At 43.5% G+C, this 18533-nt stretch carries 17 protein-coding genes; 9 read left to right on the top strand and 8 right to left on the bottom strand.

The features are described 5' to 3' along the window. Positions 1-166: 166 nt before the first annotated feature. Positions 167-706: a GNAT family N-acetyltransferase gene (locus tag ACEN2L_RS20475; protein ID WP_441745935.1), complete on the top strand. Its 540-nt coding sequence runs from the start codon at positions 167-169 to the stop codon at positions 704-706. Here ACEN2L_RS20475 and ACEN2L_RS20470 read toward each other — a convergent pair. Genes ACEN2L_RS20470 through ACEN2L_RS20460 form a run of 3 tightly spaced genes read right to left on the bottom strand, consistent with a single transcriptional unit; the run spans position 703 to position 3213 of the window. Then, entirely contained in the window at positions 703-948 is a 246-nt protein-coding gene (locus ACEN2L_RS20470; protein ID WP_441745934.1) for a hypothetical protein, read from the bottom strand. The two genes, ACEN2L_RS20475 and ACEN2L_RS20470, sit on opposite strands and share 4 nt — an antisense overlap. Further along, the gene (locus tag ACEN2L_RS20465; RefSeq protein ID WP_441745933.1) at positions 935-2710 is read right to left on the bottom strand and encodes a DEAD/DEAH box helicase family protein; all 1776 of its coding nucleotides are present in this window, start codon (positions 2708-2710) and stop codon (positions 935-937) included. The genes ACEN2L_RS20470 and ACEN2L_RS20465 overlap by 14 nt, the downstream gene beginning before the upstream one ends. Beyond that, entirely contained in the window at positions 2707-3213 is a 507-nt protein-coding gene (locus ACEN2L_RS20460) for a regulatory protein RecX (protein ID WP_441745932.1), read from the bottom strand. The genes ACEN2L_RS20465 and ACEN2L_RS20460 overlap by 4 nt, the downstream gene beginning before the upstream one ends. A 253-nt stretch (positions 3214-3466) precedes the next feature. Here ACEN2L_RS20460 and ACEN2L_RS20455 point away from each other — a divergent pair, with 253 nt between their 5' ends. Together ACEN2L_RS20455 and ACEN2L_RS20450 are read left to right on the top strand one after the other, a co-directional pair. Beyond that, on the top strand, positions 3467-4336 hold the full coding sequence (locus tag ACEN2L_RS20455) for an EamA family transporter (protein WP_441745931.1): 870 nt from the start codon (positions 3467-3469) through the stop codon (positions 4334-4336). Between the two features lie 385 nt (positions 4337-4721). Continuing rightward, complete coding sequence (locus ACEN2L_RS20450) at positions 4722-6128, top strand: M20/M25/M40 family metallo-hydrolase (protein WP_441745930.1); 1407 nt, start codon at positions 4722-4724, stop codon at positions 6126-6128. A 335-nt stretch (positions 6129-6463) separates the two neighbouring features. Here the strand turns inward: ACEN2L_RS20450 and ACEN2L_RS20445 are convergent, their stop codons facing one another. The 3 genes from ACEN2L_RS20445 to ACEN2L_RS20435 all read right to left on the bottom strand — a co-directional run bounded on the left by ACEN2L_RS20445 (position 6464) and on the right by ACEN2L_RS20435 (position 10378). Continuing rightward, entirely contained in the window at positions 6464-7693 is a 1230-nt protein-coding gene (locus tag ACEN2L_RS20445; RefSeq protein WP_441745929.1) for an MFS transporter, read from the bottom strand. A gap of 417 nt (positions 7694-8110) precedes the next feature. Continuing rightward, positions 8111-9139 (bottom strand): methionine synthase, encoded by a 1029-nt coding sequence (locus tag ACEN2L_RS20440; protein WP_441745928.1) that lies wholly within the window; start codon positions 9137-9139, stop codon positions 8111-8113. Positions 9140-9394: 255 nt separating this feature from the next. Continuing rightward, the gene (locus tag ACEN2L_RS20435; protein ID WP_441745927.1) at positions 9395-10378 is read right to left on the bottom strand and encodes a DUF1852 domain-containing protein; all 984 of its coding nucleotides are present in this window, start codon (positions 10376-10378) and stop codon (positions 9395-9397) included. Between the two features lie 653 nt (positions 10379-11031). Between ACEN2L_RS20435 and ACEN2L_RS20430 the strand changes: the two genes are divergently transcribed. Both ACEN2L_RS20430 and ACEN2L_RS20425 read left to right on the top strand, forming a co-directional pair. Further along, complete coding sequence (locus ACEN2L_RS20430; RefSeq protein WP_441745926.1) at positions 11032-11928, top strand: LysR substrate-binding domain-containing protein; 897 nt, start codon at positions 11032-11034, stop codon at positions 11926-11928. 136 nt (positions 11929-12064) lie between these two features. Next, positions 12065-13303: a methyl-accepting chemotaxis protein gene (locus tag ACEN2L_RS20425; RefSeq protein WP_306021163.1), complete on the top strand. Its 1239-nt coding sequence runs from the start codon at positions 12065-12067 to the stop codon at positions 13301-13303. 54 nt (positions 13304-13357) lie between these two features. Here the strand turns inward: ACEN2L_RS20425 and ACEN2L_RS20420 are convergent, their stop codons facing one another. Beyond that, positions 13358-14212 carry an SDR family oxidoreductase gene (locus tag ACEN2L_RS20420; RefSeq protein WP_441745925.1) on the bottom strand — a complete coding sequence of 285 codons (855 nt, stop codon included), beginning with the start codon at positions 14210-14212 and terminating at the stop codon, positions 13358-13360. A gap of 99 nt (positions 14213-14311) precedes the next feature. On the opposite strand from ACEN2L_RS20420, the gene ACEN2L_RS20415 reads away from it, so the two are divergent. After that, complete coding sequence (locus ACEN2L_RS20415) at positions 14312-15223, top strand: LysR family transcriptional regulator (RefSeq protein ID WP_441745924.1); 912 nt, start codon at positions 14312-14314, stop codon at positions 15221-15223. A gap of 102 nt (positions 15224-15325) precedes the next feature. Continuing rightward, positions 15326-15589, top strand: coding sequence for a hypothetical protein (locus tag ACEN2L_RS20410; RefSeq protein WP_306021678.1), 264 nt, complete (start codon positions 15326-15328; stop codon positions 15587-15589). Between the two features lie 346 nt (positions 15590-15935). Here the strand turns inward: ACEN2L_RS20410 and ACEN2L_RS20405 are convergent, their stop codons facing one another. Then, entirely contained in the window at positions 15936-16712 is a 777-nt protein-coding gene (locus ACEN2L_RS20405) for a hypothetical protein (RefSeq protein WP_306021677.1), read from the bottom strand. Between the two features lie 88 nt (positions 16713-16800). Here ACEN2L_RS20405 and ACEN2L_RS20400 point away from each other — a divergent pair, with 88 nt between their 5' ends. Further along, positions 16801-17766 carry a pseudouridine synthase gene (locus ACEN2L_RS20400; protein ID WP_441745923.1) on the top strand — a complete coding sequence of 322 codons (966 nt, stop codon included), beginning with the start codon at positions 16801-16803 and terminating at the stop codon, positions 17764-17766. Positions 17767-17886: 120 nt separating this feature from the next. Beyond that, a complete protein-coding gene (locus tag ACEN2L_RS20395; protein ID WP_441745922.1) occupies positions 17887-18279 on the top strand; it encodes an MAPEG family protein in 393 nt (130 codons plus the stop codon). Positions 18280-18533: the final 254 nt, after the last annotated feature.

The raw sequence follows: 18533 nt of genomic DNA, 5'->3' as shown, positions 1-18533 counted from the left end.
TGATGGACCACGTTTACTTGATGTGGATAGTGATCCGCTGGTGATGAAGTACATTACTAAAGGTGTGCCTAGAAATCAACCTGCAGGGTCAGAGCCGATGAAAATACTGGTAGATGGCTGTATATTTATCAATTCGGCAAAGTGCATTTACTAGGATCATAAACTAATGATAATCAATCCTTCAGAACGCCTTAGTTATCGGCTTATGACCTTAGCCGATGGTCCACGTTTACTTGATGTTGATAGTGATCCGCTGGTGATGAAATACATTACTAAGGGTGTGCCTAGTACTTTACAAGATATTGAAGACCGTATGTTGCCGCGCTTGGCTAAGTATTTAAACCCCGAAAAAGGTTGGGGGCTTTGGGAAGTCTGTGACAGCGCATCACAAGCTTATTTAGGTTGGATACTCGTCAGGCCGATGCATTTTTTCAGTGAAAAACCAGAGTTTGATAATTGGGAATTAGGCTGGCGCTTTAAGCAAATAACTTGGGGCAAGGGTTACGCCACTGAAGCGGCAAAGCACATTATGCATGTGCTTGCCGATAATCATCAGGTGAAAAGCTTCTCTGCCATTGCGGTAAAAGACAATGGGGCGTCGATACAGGTTATGAAAAAACTGGGTATGGTGTTTGAGAAAACAGCCTTGCATGTCGACCCGCTGTTTAGCGAACAAGTGGAATATTACCGTATTGATTTTGCTTAGCGAATTAAAGAGCCATCCACGATAATGAGATATTTGATTCGATTGAAATGTCGGGTGCTAGTTAAAAAACAAGGGTGATGTTGCTTATAACTGGGTTGGTTTTTGTTCTTTTCCTCCGCGTTCTGTGTGCCCCACAACGGAGTTGTCTGTGGTTCAATATCTTTAGCTTTTGTCTGCTTTTGCTTGCTCAATTCTGCACCACACTGCTTCTTTTTGCCCATGGCATCCTTAACTAAGTTCATTGGCTTTTCGATAAGGGCCCTCGTAATCAAATAAACGCTCGCTCACTTGCCAGTGATGTTTGTGCTTTTTGGCTATCACAAAGTCAGGCGCCGGCAGGTAAGGTAAAAACCTCTCTAGCTCTTTTAGTGATTCGAACTGAATCGACTGACTGCCGTTGGCTATTCGTCGGGCAAAGAGTTGGTTAAAGGTTTGCCTAGAATTTTTATAGTTAAAGCGGAAAGTCTCCGATAAGGTGAGGCCGTCTTCGTCGTGATAGGTGATTTTTACACTTGTGTCGGCCCAGATAATCTCTGGCGTGATGGCAGCGCAGCGCAATACTTTGTTGTTCTTTAGATTTAATGCTTTTCTTAAAATATCGTCGGGATCAATTAACTTTTCTGAGCAATGCTGGCATTGTCTGGCGGCGATATCGTTTTCTTGGTTACAGTGTGGGCAGCTTTTAAAGCGAAACCGATAAGTGCATTGCGTCTCGTATTGGGGGCCATTTGGGCCTTCGGGGCCGTCAATCAAGCCATGGCATCGGCGGCCAAAATGCTCAAGAATATTTCCTTGTGGGTCTTTTCTGCCCCAAAATGCATTGGCAAAACCGCATTGTGGGCAATGGATTTGCACTGCTACGGAATCTTGTGTGGGCTTTTTTTCGCCAATTTCTGGCTGAAAAATATTGTAGCCATTATTGGTGTAATCCAATACTAGGCAGTCTTTTTTCCCCGGGCTGAGGCGCAAACCTCGACCGACAATTTGTTGAAATAAACTGATCGATTGCGTGGGCCGCAAAATAGCAATCACATCCACGTGGGGCGCATCAAAGCCTGTGGTTAATACCGATACATTCACTAAGTACTTAATTTTTTTGGCTTTAAACGCGGCGATTAGCTCATCACGTTGTTTTATTTTGGTGCTGCCGGTAATTAAAGCGGTTTGCTCTGCAGGTAAATAAGCACAGATTTCTTGGGCGTGATCGACGGTTGCAGCAAAAATCATCACGCCTTGACGGTTTTGACTAAGCTGCAGTATTTGCTCGGTCACTGCCTTGGTCACGCGTGGATATTTGTGAATGAGCTCATTTAAGGCGATATCATCGGTGTCTTGCTCGCCGTCTAAACTTTCTGTCAACAAACTAAAGTCATAATGGGCAATGGCGGCATCATAATGAATGGGCGGCGTTAAATAAGCTTTTTTTACCATGTGTTGCAGTGGTAGTTCAAAAATACATTTCTTAAAAAATGTGTCGCTTGAGGGCCGTGTATAGCCATGGTAATGGTGTTGATAAATCCAGCCGCTGCCTAATCGATAGGGGGTAGCGGTTAAACCCAGGATCTTTACGCTAGGATTCAGCCTGCGAAAATGGGTGATGGTTTTGTGGTATTGACCGCTATCGTCCATGCCCACCCGATGGCATTCATCAATAATAATCAGGCTGGCAGGAGTGTGAAAATCGTCGAGGTTAGCTGACAGTGATTGAATACTGGCAAAGACTGTTTTGGCGGTGCTATTTTTTTGGCCCAGTCCTGCAGAAAAAAGTCCTGCAGTTGCACCCGTAGCCAGAAATTTTGCATGATTTTGTTCAACCAATTCTTTTACATGGGCAAGACAAATAACGCGACCTAAGGCCAGCCGACTCAGCTCAGCAATGACCAAGCTTTTACCTGCACCGGTAGGCAATACAATTACCGCTGGATCATCGCCACGGCGAAAGTGCTTTAGCGCCGCCTCAACCGCTTGAGTTTGGTAATCTCGTAAGATGAATGTTTGGCTCACAAATCCTCAATACTTGAGCTGTTAATCGCTTTATTGGCAATTGAATAGGAGAATCCTTGACCAATCAAATGTCGCATTGCTTTTTGTTTAAGTTTGTCGTCGACAATTGGGGATTCACCAAATTTTTTTACTTTAAGTGCCAGTGCCTTATCTAAATAGTCATCTTCAGTGTTAACTATTGATCCTAAGCACTCATTGATGATTTGGGACGTGAAGCCTTTGGTATAGAGTTTTTGTTTTATTTTGCTCAGGCCAATATTCTTTTCTGAATAATTTTGGGTCAAGCGTTGTGCATAACGAAGATCATCAACAAAGCCTTGTTCGATAAGGTAGTTAAGGGCTTCTTGATTAAAAGATGTGTCTTCTTTGAATAATGTATTGGCCTTTTGCAATAAGGTTTTTGCTGTGTAATCTCCATATTTACCGATCAACCACAAGTAATATCCTTTGACTCGTTCGTAGGTTATTTCTTTAGGTTTTGCATCTTGCTTGTTTTTAAACATCTTTCAGGTTTTCCAATGTTGTTAACCACACACTTCACTACTCAGCACTTCAACAAGGTCCTTAACATTATCATGACACACAGCCTAGTTTAGTTAAAACTGAAATAGCTGTTTGGGTAAATGATATTCTACCTCCACTCAGTTGCCTAAATGGTAGGTCTTTAAGATTTACCCATAATAATTTCTGCTGGGTTTGACTTGCCTCAGGTAGAATGCTGCCGCTTAGCTTATTGATTTTTTGGATGTACTTTAGATGCAATTTAACCGTGTTTTGCTGACTGCAATTGGTAGTGTTTTACTCGCTATGGTGACTATTCAAACAGGCGCGTCTTTAGCAAAACAACTTTTTCCTGTGGTTGGGCCAGAAGGCACCACTGCTTTGCGTTTAGGTTTTGCTGCTGCAGTACTTTGCTTCGTGTTTCGTCCATGGCGTGCCTTACCTCAAGGCCGAGATTGGCAAAGCATTATTTTTTATGGCATGTGTTTAGGCGGGATGAATATTCTATTTTACCTTGCGATTGAACGGATTCCCTTAGGCATAGCCGTTGCCCTTGAGTTTACCGGACCTTTAGCCGTGGCTTTATTGGGGTCTAAGCAAAAAAGTGATTTGCTGTGGGTTGCCTTGGCCATTGCCGGGATTTTTTTGCTAATGCCTGATTTAGCGAGCGCACAAGGGCTGGATCTTACTGGTGCATTAATGGCCATAGGGGCTGGTGGGTGCTGGGCAGGGTATATCGTGTTTGGCACTCGCACGGGCAAACAAGCCTCAGGTGGCATTACCGTGGCGCTTGGCATGACAGTGGCTGCCATAGTGATTGTGCCAATTGGCGCAGTGAGCCAAGGCTTAGCGTTGTTTAGCTGGGAAGTTTTACCTCTTGGCTTATTGGTTGGGGTGTTATCCAGTGCCTTACCTTACTCCTTGGAAATGGTTGCCCTTAGAAACATGCCTACTCAGGCCTTTAGCGTGCTGATGAGCCTAGAGCCCGCTATCGCTGCATTGGCGGGCTTGGTTATTTTAAGTGAGCAACTGAGCTTGTTGCAGTGGGCAGCGATTGGTTTGGTTATTATTGCTTCCATGGGCAGCAGCTTTACCCCTAAAAAAGCCGTTGAGATGGGGGTGTAAACTTAAAGCCACTGACTACTCCGTTGTCATAGGAATAATTTTTTAAAAATATTTTTCAAACAACTGAACTTAAGCGAGTACTTGCCCTCTGATTATATAGTTTTTATGTGTGTCCTATGTGTGTCCTATGTGTGTCCTATGTGTGTTTTCATCTTCAAGCCTGATTTTATCAGGCTTTTTTTTATCCTTTATTCAATCAATTAACCAGTCAAGTTGAGTCTCAGCGACACTAGCAAAAGCCGTGTCACGATTGCAAAAATCTATAAGGCTTCAAGGCAAGTCACTATACATAGCTTGGGTGGGTAAAATCTAAATACCTGAGCGGCTGACGGCAAGCAAATAACGTGGCATCATAAATAAAAACACAACAATAAAAGGGAACTCCATGAATTTGCTTAACATAACGGCGCTTGCTGCTTTACTCTTTGCCGCACCTATCTTAGCCAATAACAGCATAATCCCCGTTTCTAAAGAAACAAAAGAGATGGCAGTTAGCTTGCGTGATAAAGCCATGAAAGACGATAGCGCCTACGAAATATTAAAATCGCTCACTACAGAAGTTGGTGCGCGCCACCCAGGTACACCTGGCGAAAAAGCCGGTATTGAATGGGGAATACAAAAATTAAAGGCTCTGGGCTTTGATAAGGTGTATACCGAAGACGTCGAGATGAATGGTTGGGTTCGCGGCGTCGAGACGGCTGAAATCCTGCTCCCTTCTTATCAAAAAATGACAATCACTGCCCTAGGCCGGTCTAAATCAACACCTGAAGGCGGCTTAGAAGCAGCAATAGTGCATTTTGCCAGCTACGCTGATCTCGAAAAAGCCGCTGATGGCAGTTTAAAAGGAAAAATTGCCTTTATCAGTAATCGAATGGAACGCTTTCAAGACGGTGCGGGTTACGGTCCTGCTAATATCGCCCGCTCAAAAGGTCATGAGCTCGCCGCCCAAAAAGGGGCTGAAGCCTTGCTTATCCGTTCTATTGGTACCGACGATCACCGCAACCCCCATACGGGCGCTACCAATGTAGCGATGGGTTATACAAAGGTACCTGCTGTAGCGCTGTCTAACCCTGATGCCGATCAGTTAGTGCGTTTAATTGAATACGGTCACAGCCCTAAAATTCGCTTGAATATTCAAACCAACGATCTGGGGGCTATTGTCACCAAAAATGTCATCGGCGAAATAACCGGCCGTGAACTTCCTGATGAAGTGGTGGTGATTGGCGGCCATTTGGACAGCTGGGACTTAGGCACGGGCGCAGTAGATGATGGCGCAGGTGTTGCCATCGCCATGGCAACGGCGGCACTGATTAAAAATAATACTAAACAACGTCCTCGTCGCACCATCAGAGTCATCCTGTGGGGCGCAGAAGAGCTGGGCTTGATTGGTGCTCGCGCTTATGCCAAAGCACGAGAGGCAGATGGCACGATTGCTAAGCATGTTATTGGCTCTGAATCTGATTTTGGCGCTGGTCCTGTTTATGGCCTGCAAGCTTCCGACAATGTCGCACCACACGCTCTGCATGTGGTGGATACCATGGCTGCATTGATGGGAGAGCTTGGGGTTAATCGTCGCAGCGGCAATACCAGCGGTGGTCCAGATATGATGCCTCTGGCGGCATTGGGCGTGCCTGCCCTAAACCTAATGCAAGATGGCACCGACTATTTTGACTTGCATCACACACCAGACGATACCTTTGATAAGGTTAATCCCGAGCATATGCGCCAAAACGTAGCGGCTTGGATTGTGTTTACCTACATCGCGGCGGAATGGCCGGGTTCGTTTAAATAAGGTCAGTAAGATTATTTAAAGCTTTAAGATACCCCCTTGAATAGCATGCAAGGTGTTCGAGGGTTATCGAGTACCTTGCGGTAAAATCGCAATTTTACTCAGTGAAAACAGCGCATAAATGCGCTTTTATTGCTCAAACGTATGTTGTTAACACCAAGCGACTTTGTTTAATGGCACCTGTGTGCCAATACCCGACTGTCAAGACTCGCTGGTTGACTTAGCGGATATAGCAGAAAGGAGACAGTCAGGTTATTGATGTCACTTACATTAGACTTAGTGTGACAAGCGGACTTCTACTTCTCAGTCTCTCATTACAATTGTCGTAAGCTAAAAGGTTAAGAATTAAACGTAAAACTCCTTACATTTGAATTTAGACTCGTAAATATTGTAAGTATGACAATGCTCAAAGAAGATAGGCCAAAAATCAATTGAGTGTCGTTATTAGTTAAAGCCCCTAGGCCACCACCAATTAGTAACCCTATTGGTAATAGCCCACTCGATACAGTCATTAGCAGACTCATAACTCGCCCTCGCATTTCAGTTGGTGAGTGTTTTTGGAATAAAGTCGTTGCTTGAAGATTAAAGGTTCCTAAACTTAATCCTGTGACTAAAATGCCAATCAATGAAAAAACAGGTGAAACGCTTTGACTGAGCATCATTAAACTACACGCAAGCAAAAACATTGAGGTAAACATTACAAGGGTTCTGCGACTACCTTTTACATTTAAAGTTGCAGAAAACCAATATCCAAGAATACTTCCAAATGCCATTGCAGCCAGTAAAAAACCATACCACTGAGCTTCGGCAGATAGTTGTTCCGATACGTAAAATGGTAAGAGCAACATGATAGGAGCAATGAAAAAATTGATCGAGGAAGCAAAAATCATCGTTTGAAGCATCCCTTTACAACCCTTAACGAAATTTAGCCCTTCGAGTAAATCCGCTTTATGTTGCTTGTATTTATCTTTTACGCTGTTTTCACTTTTTCGTTTTATAAAGTCATGTTTGATAAATGATTCACTAAATGCAGATAAAAAATATGAAATAGAGTCAAGCAAAAGTAAAAGAGGTGCCCCAAATACACGATAAAGGAGACCACCTAATGCTTGACCTATTATTGTTGCAAATTGAGTTGATGACTGAAAAAACGCAACTGTTTTAGGAAGATTTCTTGTAGACACTAAATCAGGAATAAAAGCATCTATGGCAGGTTGAAAGAAAGCTCTCGATATTCCATTAATTACAGAGACTGAGGCGAAAAGCACTACAACAAGTGACTGACTACCATACTTGCTGAAAATCATTAGAGATAGAATAAATACAGCAAAACCTCGAATAAGGTCAGTGACGATGATAATTTTTTTCCGTGATAACCGATCAGCTATTACACCAGCAATAGGACCAAATAAAACATTGGGCAATATAGATAATGTTAAAACGAGGCTCATCAATATTGAAGAGTTTGTGTTTTCCATTAACCAAAACATCATGGCAATAGTATAAGCTTGCATTCCTAATTGGCTGACCAACTGACCCTGCCATAAAAGAAGAATATTTTTATTCAATTTTAAGTCCTTTTAAGGGAGGGGACGCAATGTAGGTCCAAACCGTTAGATGATGATATTCCAACCCCTTTCTTGTTTAAACTTTTAGGACAGATTACCACGCATATCTTGTTTTGACATCAGACTAATAGGAGAGATAAATATCTGCTGACGAACTGATATTCGACTGTCCGCTTTCTCAGTAAACTTAACCAAAAAGCTGTCGTTACAGATTGGCGGCAGATCGCTCATCTGAGACTGTCAGATTGCCAAAATAAACTCCAACTGCGAATGCTCATACGACAATGTCGCGCGGTAATTAGCGCGACAGTTCCCCCTGGCAATACACTAGTCAAAACTTATTCGTCCAACCTTATTAGTTTAAACAACCTCTGTCACTTGCTTTACCTTGCTGTGCCTTATTCTGGTAAAAAGTAACTATATCGAGAGCTCTCTGCGAATGATATCAGCGCCAGCACTTAAGGCATTGAGTTTGCCTCTTGCTACTTGGCGGGATAGGGGCGCCATACCGCAGTTGGTGCTAGGGTAAAGTTTATCGGCATCGACAAATTGCAGTGCTTTACGTAGGGTATTGGCGACTTCTTCTGGTGTTTCAATGGTGTTGCTTGCCACATCAATGGCGCCTACCATCACTTTTTTACCACGAATGAGTTCAATCAAATCCATAGGCACATGGGAGTTGTGGCATTCCAGTGAGATGATATCAATACTGGATTTTTGTAGCTTGGGAAACGCCTTTTCATATTGGCGCCACTCTGAGCCCAGCGTCTTTTTCCAATCGGTATTGGCTTTGATGCCGTAACCGTAGCAAATATGCACGGCGGTTTCGCATTTAAGTCCCTCAATGGCTCTCTCGAGGGTGGCAACGCCCCAGTCATTGACTTCGTCAAAAAACACATTAAAGGCGGGCTCATCAAATTGGATAATATCCACCCCTGCCGCTTCTAGCTCTCTGGCTTCTTGGTTGAGAATTTTAGCAAATTCCCAAGCGAGTTTTTCGCGACTTTTATAGTGATTGTCATACAGGGTATCGATCATGGTCATAGGGCCTGGCAGGGCCCATTTTATCGCTTGTTTGGTTTGCTGCCGTAAAAATGTGGCGTCTTCAACAAAAACCGATTTTGGTCGAGTTACCTCACCCACCACTGTTGGTACGCTTGCATCATAACGATCACGAATTCTAACGGTTTCTCGTTTTGCAAAATCAACGCCGCTTAAGTGCTCAATAAAGGTCGTGACAAAGTGTTGGCGTGATTGCTCACCATCACTGACAATATCAATGCCTGCATGTTGTTGTTCGTGCAACGATAAGCGCAATGCATCTTGTTTGCCCTCGATTAATTCTGCGCCTTGCAATTTCCAGGGTGACCAAAGTGTCTCAGGTTGAGCCAGCCAGGCGGGCTTAGGCAAGCTGCCAGCCGTTGAAGTGGGTAATAGTTTTTTCATAATAGGTGACCTTGTATCAATAATAATCTTATATATCTTTTATCCCGAGCGGCGTCCGTTTGAAACCGCTCGTTTGTTGGCTGCACTCATTCGCCCCAATCGGTAACCGACGTTGCGCCAACCGCGTTGCGCCAACCGACGTTGCGCCAACCGAGTTGCGCCAACCGAGTTGCATTTGGTACGGCTAAGCTCATGGGGGTCTCACTCCTTTGCTGGAGCCGAGCAATTCCAATTATTTTGGATAGAAGCGATGAGTTACAGAGCGTAGTTAGCCGACCACTGCTCAAGCGTAGTTTGATAAGGCTTGATAAAATGTTCTTCAACAAATTTGCCTTGTTCAACGGCGAGCTGACTGCGTTCTTCTCGATCATATACAATGCGCGTTAATGAATAATCCTGATGTTGCAAACTGGGTTGATAGATGAAGCCGGCGGCAGAATTTGCATTGTAAATTTCTGGTCGATAAATCTTTTGAAAGGTATCCATGGTGCTGATGGTACTGATAAGCTCAAGCTCTGTGTAATCACCAAGCAAATCACCGGTAAAGTAAAAGGCCAGAGGGGCCACACTATTTGGCGGCATGAAATACCGAACCTTTAAGCCCATTTTGTTGAAATACTCATCAGTTAATGAATGTTCATTTTGTTGGTATTCCATGCCCAATACGGCATGCTGATTGTCAGTCCGTTGATAGGCCTTAGTGCTTGACACACTCAGGCAGATAACAGGCGGTTTGTTAAAATGCGCGTGGTAGGTAGGTGAGTTTGTAAAGCACTTAAATAGCTTGCCATGCAGCTCACCAAAATTGGCTGGCGTGCTAAATTTCGATAGATTTTTATTGTGACCGGGCAATAGTACGCTGAAGTCATAATCTCGTATGTAGGAAGAAAAATTGTTTCCTACAATGCCTTCAATACGGTTATTGGTTTTTCGATCAAAAATAGTCGATTTCAAGATTTCAATCAGAGGCAAGGCATGACTACTGCGGTGAGTATCAATCTTCATCTCGACAGAAATGATATCCAGTTCGAGGGTGTAACGATTGCCTGTGGGGTTATCCCGATATGCTAAAGCATTAAAACGGTTGTCAATCATCTTTAAGGTGTTGCGCAAATTCTCTTGGCGACTCTTGCCTCTGGCCAAATTTGCAAAGTTAGTTGTAATGCGCGTAGTGTCCGAAGGTAGATAGTGCTCATCGAACCGCACGCTTTTGATGGTAAATTTGAAGTCTTTATTCATGATGATCGCGTATTCTTTTTTGTTAGATAAAATCTGAATGTCAGGTGTGCCTTTGCACTTATTGCCAATTTATTATCTGAACGTTCAGTGAGTCGTATCCAGAGTTATCTGCGATATCTCATTTCTGATAGCACTCAGTGATAAGGCGAGTTTGGGTCAAAGCTAGGCACATGAGTCAGTTATACGGGGCTTTTTATATGAATAAAAATGACTTTATTTCATCAAGCCATGAATGAATTTCATGGTTTGTCGGAAGTTGGAATTGCCGAAAACACAGAGGGTGACCTAGCCACCCTTAGACATGCTTTTAGACGCTAAAGACGTGTTGGCGTCGTAATCAACAGTCATCGATTTACTTAGCGGGCTTGACTCTAGGCAATGCGAGTGACTTGTTTTGTGTTAGTGTTAAGTTTTACTTATAGTTTGAAAGCTGTGCCAAATTCAATGCCTTACTGACCTTAGTCAACCATAAATTAAGTCTAAAAAGCGCTGATGGCTTATTATCTTTGATAGATTTTTCTTTATTTTCATGGCTTGTGATGCTAATTTTCTGCATGGTCTATTACCTTTTATTCGATTTGATAGTTTAATATTGACGTGCGTAAGGCCATAAGGCGAACAATCAAATTCGACTATAAATATAAGTTAAACTAATGGATAAACGTTTAAGACATATTGCACTCTTACGCTGCTTTGATGCAGCGGCTAGGCATCAAAGTTACAGCTTAGCTGCCGATGAGTTAGCGATTACGCAGGCGGCGGTGAGCCAGCAAATCCGAAACCTTGAAGCGCACTTGCAGGTAAAACTATTTACTCGCCAAGGGCGGGCAATGCAATTGACTAAACAAGGCAGCACCTTATTAGAGTCAGTTGGCAAGGCCTTTAGTGAATTATCTTTAGGCTTTGATCGTATTCAAGTCGAACCACAAGCAGGTATTATTACGGTAACCGCTTCGCCTTCTTTTTGCTCTAGATGGTTGGTGCCCCGGCTCTGGAAATTTTCTGTTTTGTATCCTGATATTCAGGTCAGAGCGCTAGCTTCTGCACAATATGAAGACGTGCGGCATTCTGATATTGATGTGGCAATTCGCCAAGGCGAGATGCAGGTTACCAAGGTGCATCAAGAAACCCTGTTGCTTGATCCGGTGTTTCCCATCTGCTCGCCCAGAGTTTACCAAGAAGAGCAATTAAGCAGCCCTGAAAAAATCAACCAATGTTGGCTAGTTGAAGCAATAGGCGCCGGCCGCAGCGGGTTCAGTTGGAAAGATTGGTTTAAGCTGGCAGGCGTGCCAGTGGATCCTAGTTGTTATAATTGGATGGAGGTGACAACTTGGGAAATGGGAATTAATGCGGTGTTAAGTGGGCATGGGATCTTTTTAACCTCAGCTTGCATGGCTCAGGATTTGATTGAATCGGGGGCATTAATTAAACCTTTTGATATTCAAATAGAGCCGGGTTTGCGGTTTTCCTTGTTATATGATGAGGAATCACCGCGCATGGCCCGGATCAAGGTTTTTACTCAATGGTTGAAAAGCGAATTAGCCATTTAGTTTTTGACTTGCGGTATCTGCCTCGTTCACTTTCATCTTACGAGGTTACGCGGGGTAAAATACCCAGAAATGAGACTTGTGGAAGTCGCTTTAGTTTTTATAATAGGTTTAACAACGAGCCAGGAATCGCTTATTTATGTCGACATTTACCGCACTGTACACCTTCATTGAACGGCAGTTTTTTTCGACCCTGAGTCGCAAAATAATCGGTAATATCGGTTTTTTAGCCTTAGTTTTTGTCGTGGCGATGTATTTAGCGTACCCAGAAAAAGACCCAAGTTTTTGGTGGCTGTGTCTGGTTTTAGGTTTGAGTGCCTTTGTTTTTACCATCGGTTATTTGCATTTTTTAATCGTACGGCCTGTCAAAGCACTGATCAGTGTGTTGCAGCAATCCAATTCTCAAGACGCAAATCTATCTCTGCGTTTACCTGCTTTTACCTTTGACGAGTTTCGTACACTTTCTGAAGAATATAATCAGTTTATTGGTCAGTTGGCCAAGCTGATCGACAAGGTACACAGCCAAGCAACAGATACTCATCACATCAATGAACAAGTATCTGGTGCGGTGGAAAATACTCGGGGCCAATTACAGCAAACTCAACACGACAGTGAGAAAATCCGCAAAGGCAGCAAGCAAGTATTGGGGCACTTATCCACCATTGTGCAAACCGGTGAACAAGTAGACTCTGTAGCGGGTGTCACATTAGGTAAGGCTGAGGTGGCAAGTAGACAATTGGGTGATCTGTCGACTCGTTTAGTGGACATCGTTGGCTTATTAGATCGTTTCTCACGCACCATTCAAGGTTTGCAAGATAACGCGGAAAACGTGCGAAAGATATTGCACATGGTTGAGGGCTTTTCTGACCAAACTAATTTATTGGCGCTTAACGCGGCCATTGAAGCGGCAAGGGCAGGGGAAGCAGGGCGTGGCTTTGCTGTGGTTGCTGATGAGGTGCGTACTTTGGCCGCTAAAGTGAGCGATGCAACCAGGCAGATCTCTGGCTTTTTAAACGACTTAGACCGCTTAGTAAGCGAAACCAAAGATGAGTCACAGCATTTACATAAACAAGCCGAGCAAGTACAAGAAAAAATCGTGGTTAGCCAAAACGATTTCAGTGAATTATTAGGGCAAATTCAACAGTCTAATCAAGGTATTGCTGGCATCAATCACACGGTTGTTGGCCTTGAGCAAGAATATCAACTCATCCACCAGCATCTAAGTCATATAGAGCAGGTGACCGAGCAGGCCTATGAGCAAATGAAATCTATTGATGATGCCGTGCAAAAACTCTTAAGTGGCACGGCAAGCACGCAAAAACAATTGGGTGCTTTTACTAAAGCAAGCATGCCTGAGCGCCCAAATAGAAAGGGATAACTATTGGCGTGAACCGCGGCTATTTTTTTAGCCGCTGAGGTAATTAAGGCCATATTAAGTGAGCGCCGCTTTGAGTGTTTCAGACATGGGCGTGGTTGGTTGTTTGATTAACTGGCTTAATTGTTTGTTATTATCTGCTAACCAACCTTTTGCGGCTTGTGCTTCACTGTCCGCCAATATGGCGGCTAAGGCTTTAGGTAATCCCATTTGTGTGAGTAAGCTCACATACTCTTCTTGAGCAATGTCATGGTAATTGATGGTCTTGCCAGAACATTCAGAAATTAAGGCGGCAACGTTACGTAAGGTGACGCTAGAATCGCCAGCCAATTCATAAATCTTTCCAGCTTGGCTTTCAGTTGAGGTTAACACGGTGGCCGCTGCTAAGGCATAATTAGAGCGAGATGCGGTGTTAAATTCGCCATTTTGCGCGCAACCTAGTAGAACGCCAGATTGCACGGCCCCCATCGCGCCTTGAATATAGTTTTCGTTATACCAACCGTTTCGCAAGATTACCGCCGGGAGTCCAGATTGGTTAATTGCCTCCTCTGTTGCGCGGTGCTCTTGCGCTAATATCATGGGAGAGTCTGGGGCATTTAATAAACTGGTATAAGCAAACAACTCTAGGCTTTGATTTTTAGCCGCATTGATGACCGCCTGATGTTGAGCAAAGCGCTGCCCAATTTCACTTCCTGAGATTAATAACAGTTTTTTAATGCCCTGCAATGCGCCCCTCAGTGTGTCAGGTTTATTATAATCTGCTTGTCTCACTTCCACACCTAAGGCCTTAAGAGCGGTTGCTTTTTCAAGATTTCTGACCAAGGCAACAATATTTTCTGCTTTGGTCTTTGTTAATAAATGTTGAATGGTTAAAAAACCAAGTTGTCCGTTAGCGCCTGTTACAGCAATCATACTATTTACCTCATTGCATTTAGATTTGGAAACAGGATAAGTGTGCAGCATAATGTTCGTTATCGGTAGGCTAGTAAAATGGAATAGGTTGTTCGGAAAATGAGTACAATAAATATTTCACATTTAAAGCTATTAGCCGTATTCGCCTGTGTCGTTGAAAACGAAAGTTTTGCCGAAGCGGCGCGAAAACTGAATACAAGCCGTTCACGAGTAAGTGAGCAGGTTAGTGCTTTAGAAGAGATACTGGGTATTCGACTACTGCAACGCTCTACACGTCAGTTAAACATCACCACAGAAGGTTTAGATATTTATCAACAAGTGCGTAATTTATCAGGCACTTTAGAAGCCGTTGAGGCGATTGCATCACCATCAAGCCCCAGTGGTAAAGTGGCTATTACCATGAATCACGATGTGGCCCATCGTTTTATTCTGCCGAAGTTGAAAGACTTTCAGAATCGTTATCCAGACATTCAATTAGACCTGATTTTAGATGACTCGCCTTTGGATTTAATCAGCGAACAAATTGATTTAGGGATCAGAATTGGCTTTCCAAAAGATGACTCACTGATTGCACGGGCATTACATCAAGACCATCTTGCTCTTTTTGCGAGTCCGCAATTTTTAGAGGAAAATCTAGGCAGTCGATCCATTCAAAGTATTAGCCAGTTACAAGGCTTGCAGTGGATTTTACTTAAACAAAAATCTTTCTCTGACACCTTGTTTTTTGAGTATTGTGGTGAGCCAATTGAATTAAAACCGAAAAAATTTTATCGATGTAACTCGCCTATGATGATGGAAAAAATGGCAATCCAAGGTTTGGGCGTAGCGTCACTGCTACCTTCTACAATTCAAAAACAAATTGTTGCTGGCACACTCGTACACATCATGCCTGAGATAAAGAGTCCCACTATTCATTTTTCTCTGGTTTACCCCTCACGCAAACAAGTGCCAAAACGGACACGTGCCCTGATCAACTTCTTACTCGAAGAAGGCTTGATAAATACTGACTAAATTGACTGTGTAGCGTGATTTTTGCTACCACAGAATGTTGGTATATTTTCTGCTGTTGCTGATAAGAACTGAGGTCAATTATTTACTAACACAGTGAGGTCAATGATGTTTACACAGCTCAATCCACCCCTCCCGGTATTTATTCCAGCAAAAAATGAATCAGCCCTAGCGCACGGTGTGATTGACTATGGGCCAGAGCAGCATCTGATGTGGGTTTGTTTCCTTAACTCAAATGGCGAATGCTGGACCATGGCTAATCCTGAAATTCGAATAGAGTGGAATCCATCTTTGGGACGCAAACCTAAACGAGCCCCTGATAATGTGGTTAATGTGAGCGCAAAAGGACAGTCTGCTGTCACAAACTAAAGGAAATATTACACAAGTGATGTAGTTATTTCATAATGTGTTGGGCATAGTTGAGCAAACATGACGAATGTGTAGGCCGTCCGCTCTTGGCACTGTTGGAGACCAAGAGTGGTTGTAAACCTTTACATTTTAACGCCCAGACACATGCGGATGGGATCACTCTGAGTTAGGTTTTGCAGGTTTAGCTGGGTACGTGCATTTACATATTACCCGCAGTAGCCGTATTGGGATCGCCGCCGTAACGGCGATGACAGTTGCGTTAAACGATGGCTTTCAAGAATCGAACAAGATGAGGGGCAAGATGAAGTTTAAGCGGAGTCTGCCCCGATATTGCCCCTCATGTTACCTAGTTGAATAGGCCTTTGAGCTTGTCACTGGCTTTTTCTAACAACTTGTCTTTTTCTTGCTCCAGTTTTTCTTTGGCCTTTTTCTTCGCTTCCTCTGCGAGGCGTTTTTTCGCTTGTGATTTTGCCGCGGCTATTACGTTGTCTAACATAGCGTTTACGACGGCGAGGCCCACTTTGTCGGCTGGCATGCCATCTGGCTGGCCAATCGGACCTGCTGAAAAGGTGGGTAAGGTGATCTCGTAACTTTTGGTTGCGATGTTTAAATCGCCAGTGGGCAACTGTTCGAAATTAAGTTTTAGTCGGACATTGCTGACGGTGACATTTTCGACAATCACCAACGGGTTCGAGCCATCTTCGGCGGCAGGTTGGTTTGTGGTCTTAGGTAGATTAGCGCTTAAGTTATCTTTTAAGGCGAGCAGGTTGCCACTGCCGCTGGCGTCTACTTCATAGAGAATTTCAGGCGCATTAATATTCACCGTTTGGACTACATAGGGTTCACTCATCACTTCACCTAAGTCCAAGGTGATGGTGTCAACGCTGAAGGCGTCTTCGTCGCTAAAGCCTGTCGGATTCTTTACATCAAGATCGCTAATGGTCATACGACCTTCTGTTAATGCTAAGTCAACATTAAAAACCGTTACCGTCGTGCCCAAATATTTACTGCCCTGTTGCTCGATCTGCGCACGAATAAAATCACCTGCACCGCTTAACATATACCAAACACCGCCTGCTATAAGCAGAGCCAATACTGCAAAAATGACTAACACTTTTTTCATCGCTTTCTTCCTTAACTGTTAAATAACGCTATGAGTGTAACAGAACAAGGCACTAAGCTGTCTATTACCTTTGAGCAGACAGGCTTACTTGAAACAGGGTATACTGGCGGCGTCAATACAGACTTATCCGATTGTTAACCTATCCCTATCGAGTAAAATGATGGCTATTGCTGTTTCTTCGTCAAAGCTTAGCCTACCTGAGCACAATCCGGGCGTAAGCACGGTCTTAGGGTTTCTTATCCTCAAATTTCCGGCAATTAGCAGTGATGTGTGGCAACAGCGCATGGCGAATGGCAAAGTTCATTGGCATGATGGCGAGCTAATTAACGCGCAAACGCCTTTTAAAGCGCAGCAGCGGGTTTATTATTACCGTGAAGTGAATGTCGAGCCTGTGGTGCCCTTTAGTGAACGTATCGTATTTCAAGATGATTTGATTTTAGTGGCTTATAAACCGCATTTTTTACCTGTTATGCCCGGTGGTGCATATGTTGAAGAATGTTTGCAAAATCGATTACGTCGTAAAACTGCTAACCCCCACTTGCAAGCGGTACACCGCATCGATAAAGCGACGGCGGGTTTGGTGTTATTTACTCATCAGGTAGAGACCCGCCAACATTACCATCGCCTATTTGAAACACAGCAAATCACAAAAACCTATCAGGCCATTGCTAATATTGGTAACAACGCGATTTCCAATGATCAAACATGGGAAGTCAAAGCGCGGATGGAAAAAAGCCAGCCCAAATTTTTGATGCAGATTGTTGAGGGGGTGGCTAACAGTCACTCTCATATACGATGTGTACAACAGACCACCGAGCAAGCTTTATTTGAGTTAAAACCAATAAGCGGCAAGACTCACCAATTGCGCTTACACATGCAAAGTATTGGTTTTCCGTTATTACACGATACGTATTACCCCGCACTCCATACAAGTCGGCTAGATGATTACAGTAAACCACTACAACTTTTGGCTCAGCAGCTTCGTTTTGTTGACCCTATCACCCAACAAGTACGACATTTTTCAAGTAACACAGAACTAAAGCTAAATGCGTAATCAAGGTGTTTTTAAGCAAGGTATAAGCGTTTTGTTGTGCTAAGGATAAGAGTTTTTGTAAAAAGTATCTTACAATGGCGCCAGTTTATCTGACCATCAATAACAACACAGGAAAATAACATGCCTTACGTAGATTTAGTCGCCATCTTGGCGGTGCTTCAGTTCTTCTTTTTTGCGCTAATGACTGGACGAGCGCGCATGGTGACGGGGGTTAAAGCTCCAGCGACGAGTGGTCATGAAGATTTTGACCGTATGTACCGTGTACAGATGAATACTTTGGAATTGCTGGTGATGTTCTTACCGGCCTTGTTGTTAGCAGGAAAATACTTCTCAGGTTTAACGTGGTTGGTCGCTGCCTTGGGCAGTATGTATATTATTGACCGCTTTGTATATTGGCGAGCTTACGTGGGCGATCCTGCAAAACGAGGCCTAGGTTTTGGCTTGTCCATGTTGCCTATTTTAGTCTTAATTCTCATGGCGCTGGTAGGCATCATTTTGTCGCTCTTATCTTAGTTATACCAATTAGCATAAACAAAGGGGCCATTACTTATCCTAAATAATGGCCCCTAGCATAAATTACGTGAAGTCAAAGACCAATAAGACTGAGTTAATTTATGTACAGCCAAGTTAACGCAAATAAGAACTATTATCAATTGATTTTTGCTGGGATGTGCATTTAAGCGTTTAAAGAAAAAACGGCCTCAATTGAGGCCGTTCTTTTAGGAGAAGGTGTTACGCTTCACCCACCATGTTGAATGGTTAATCAG

The sequence above is a fragment of the Flavobacterium sp. W21_SRS_FM6 genome (assembly GCF_052119645.1).
Classification (GTDB): domain Bacteria; phylum Pseudomonadota; class Gammaproteobacteria; order Enterobacterales; family Alteromonadaceae; genus Paraglaciecola.
This window is presented reverse-complemented; position numbering and strand designations above follow the sequence as displayed.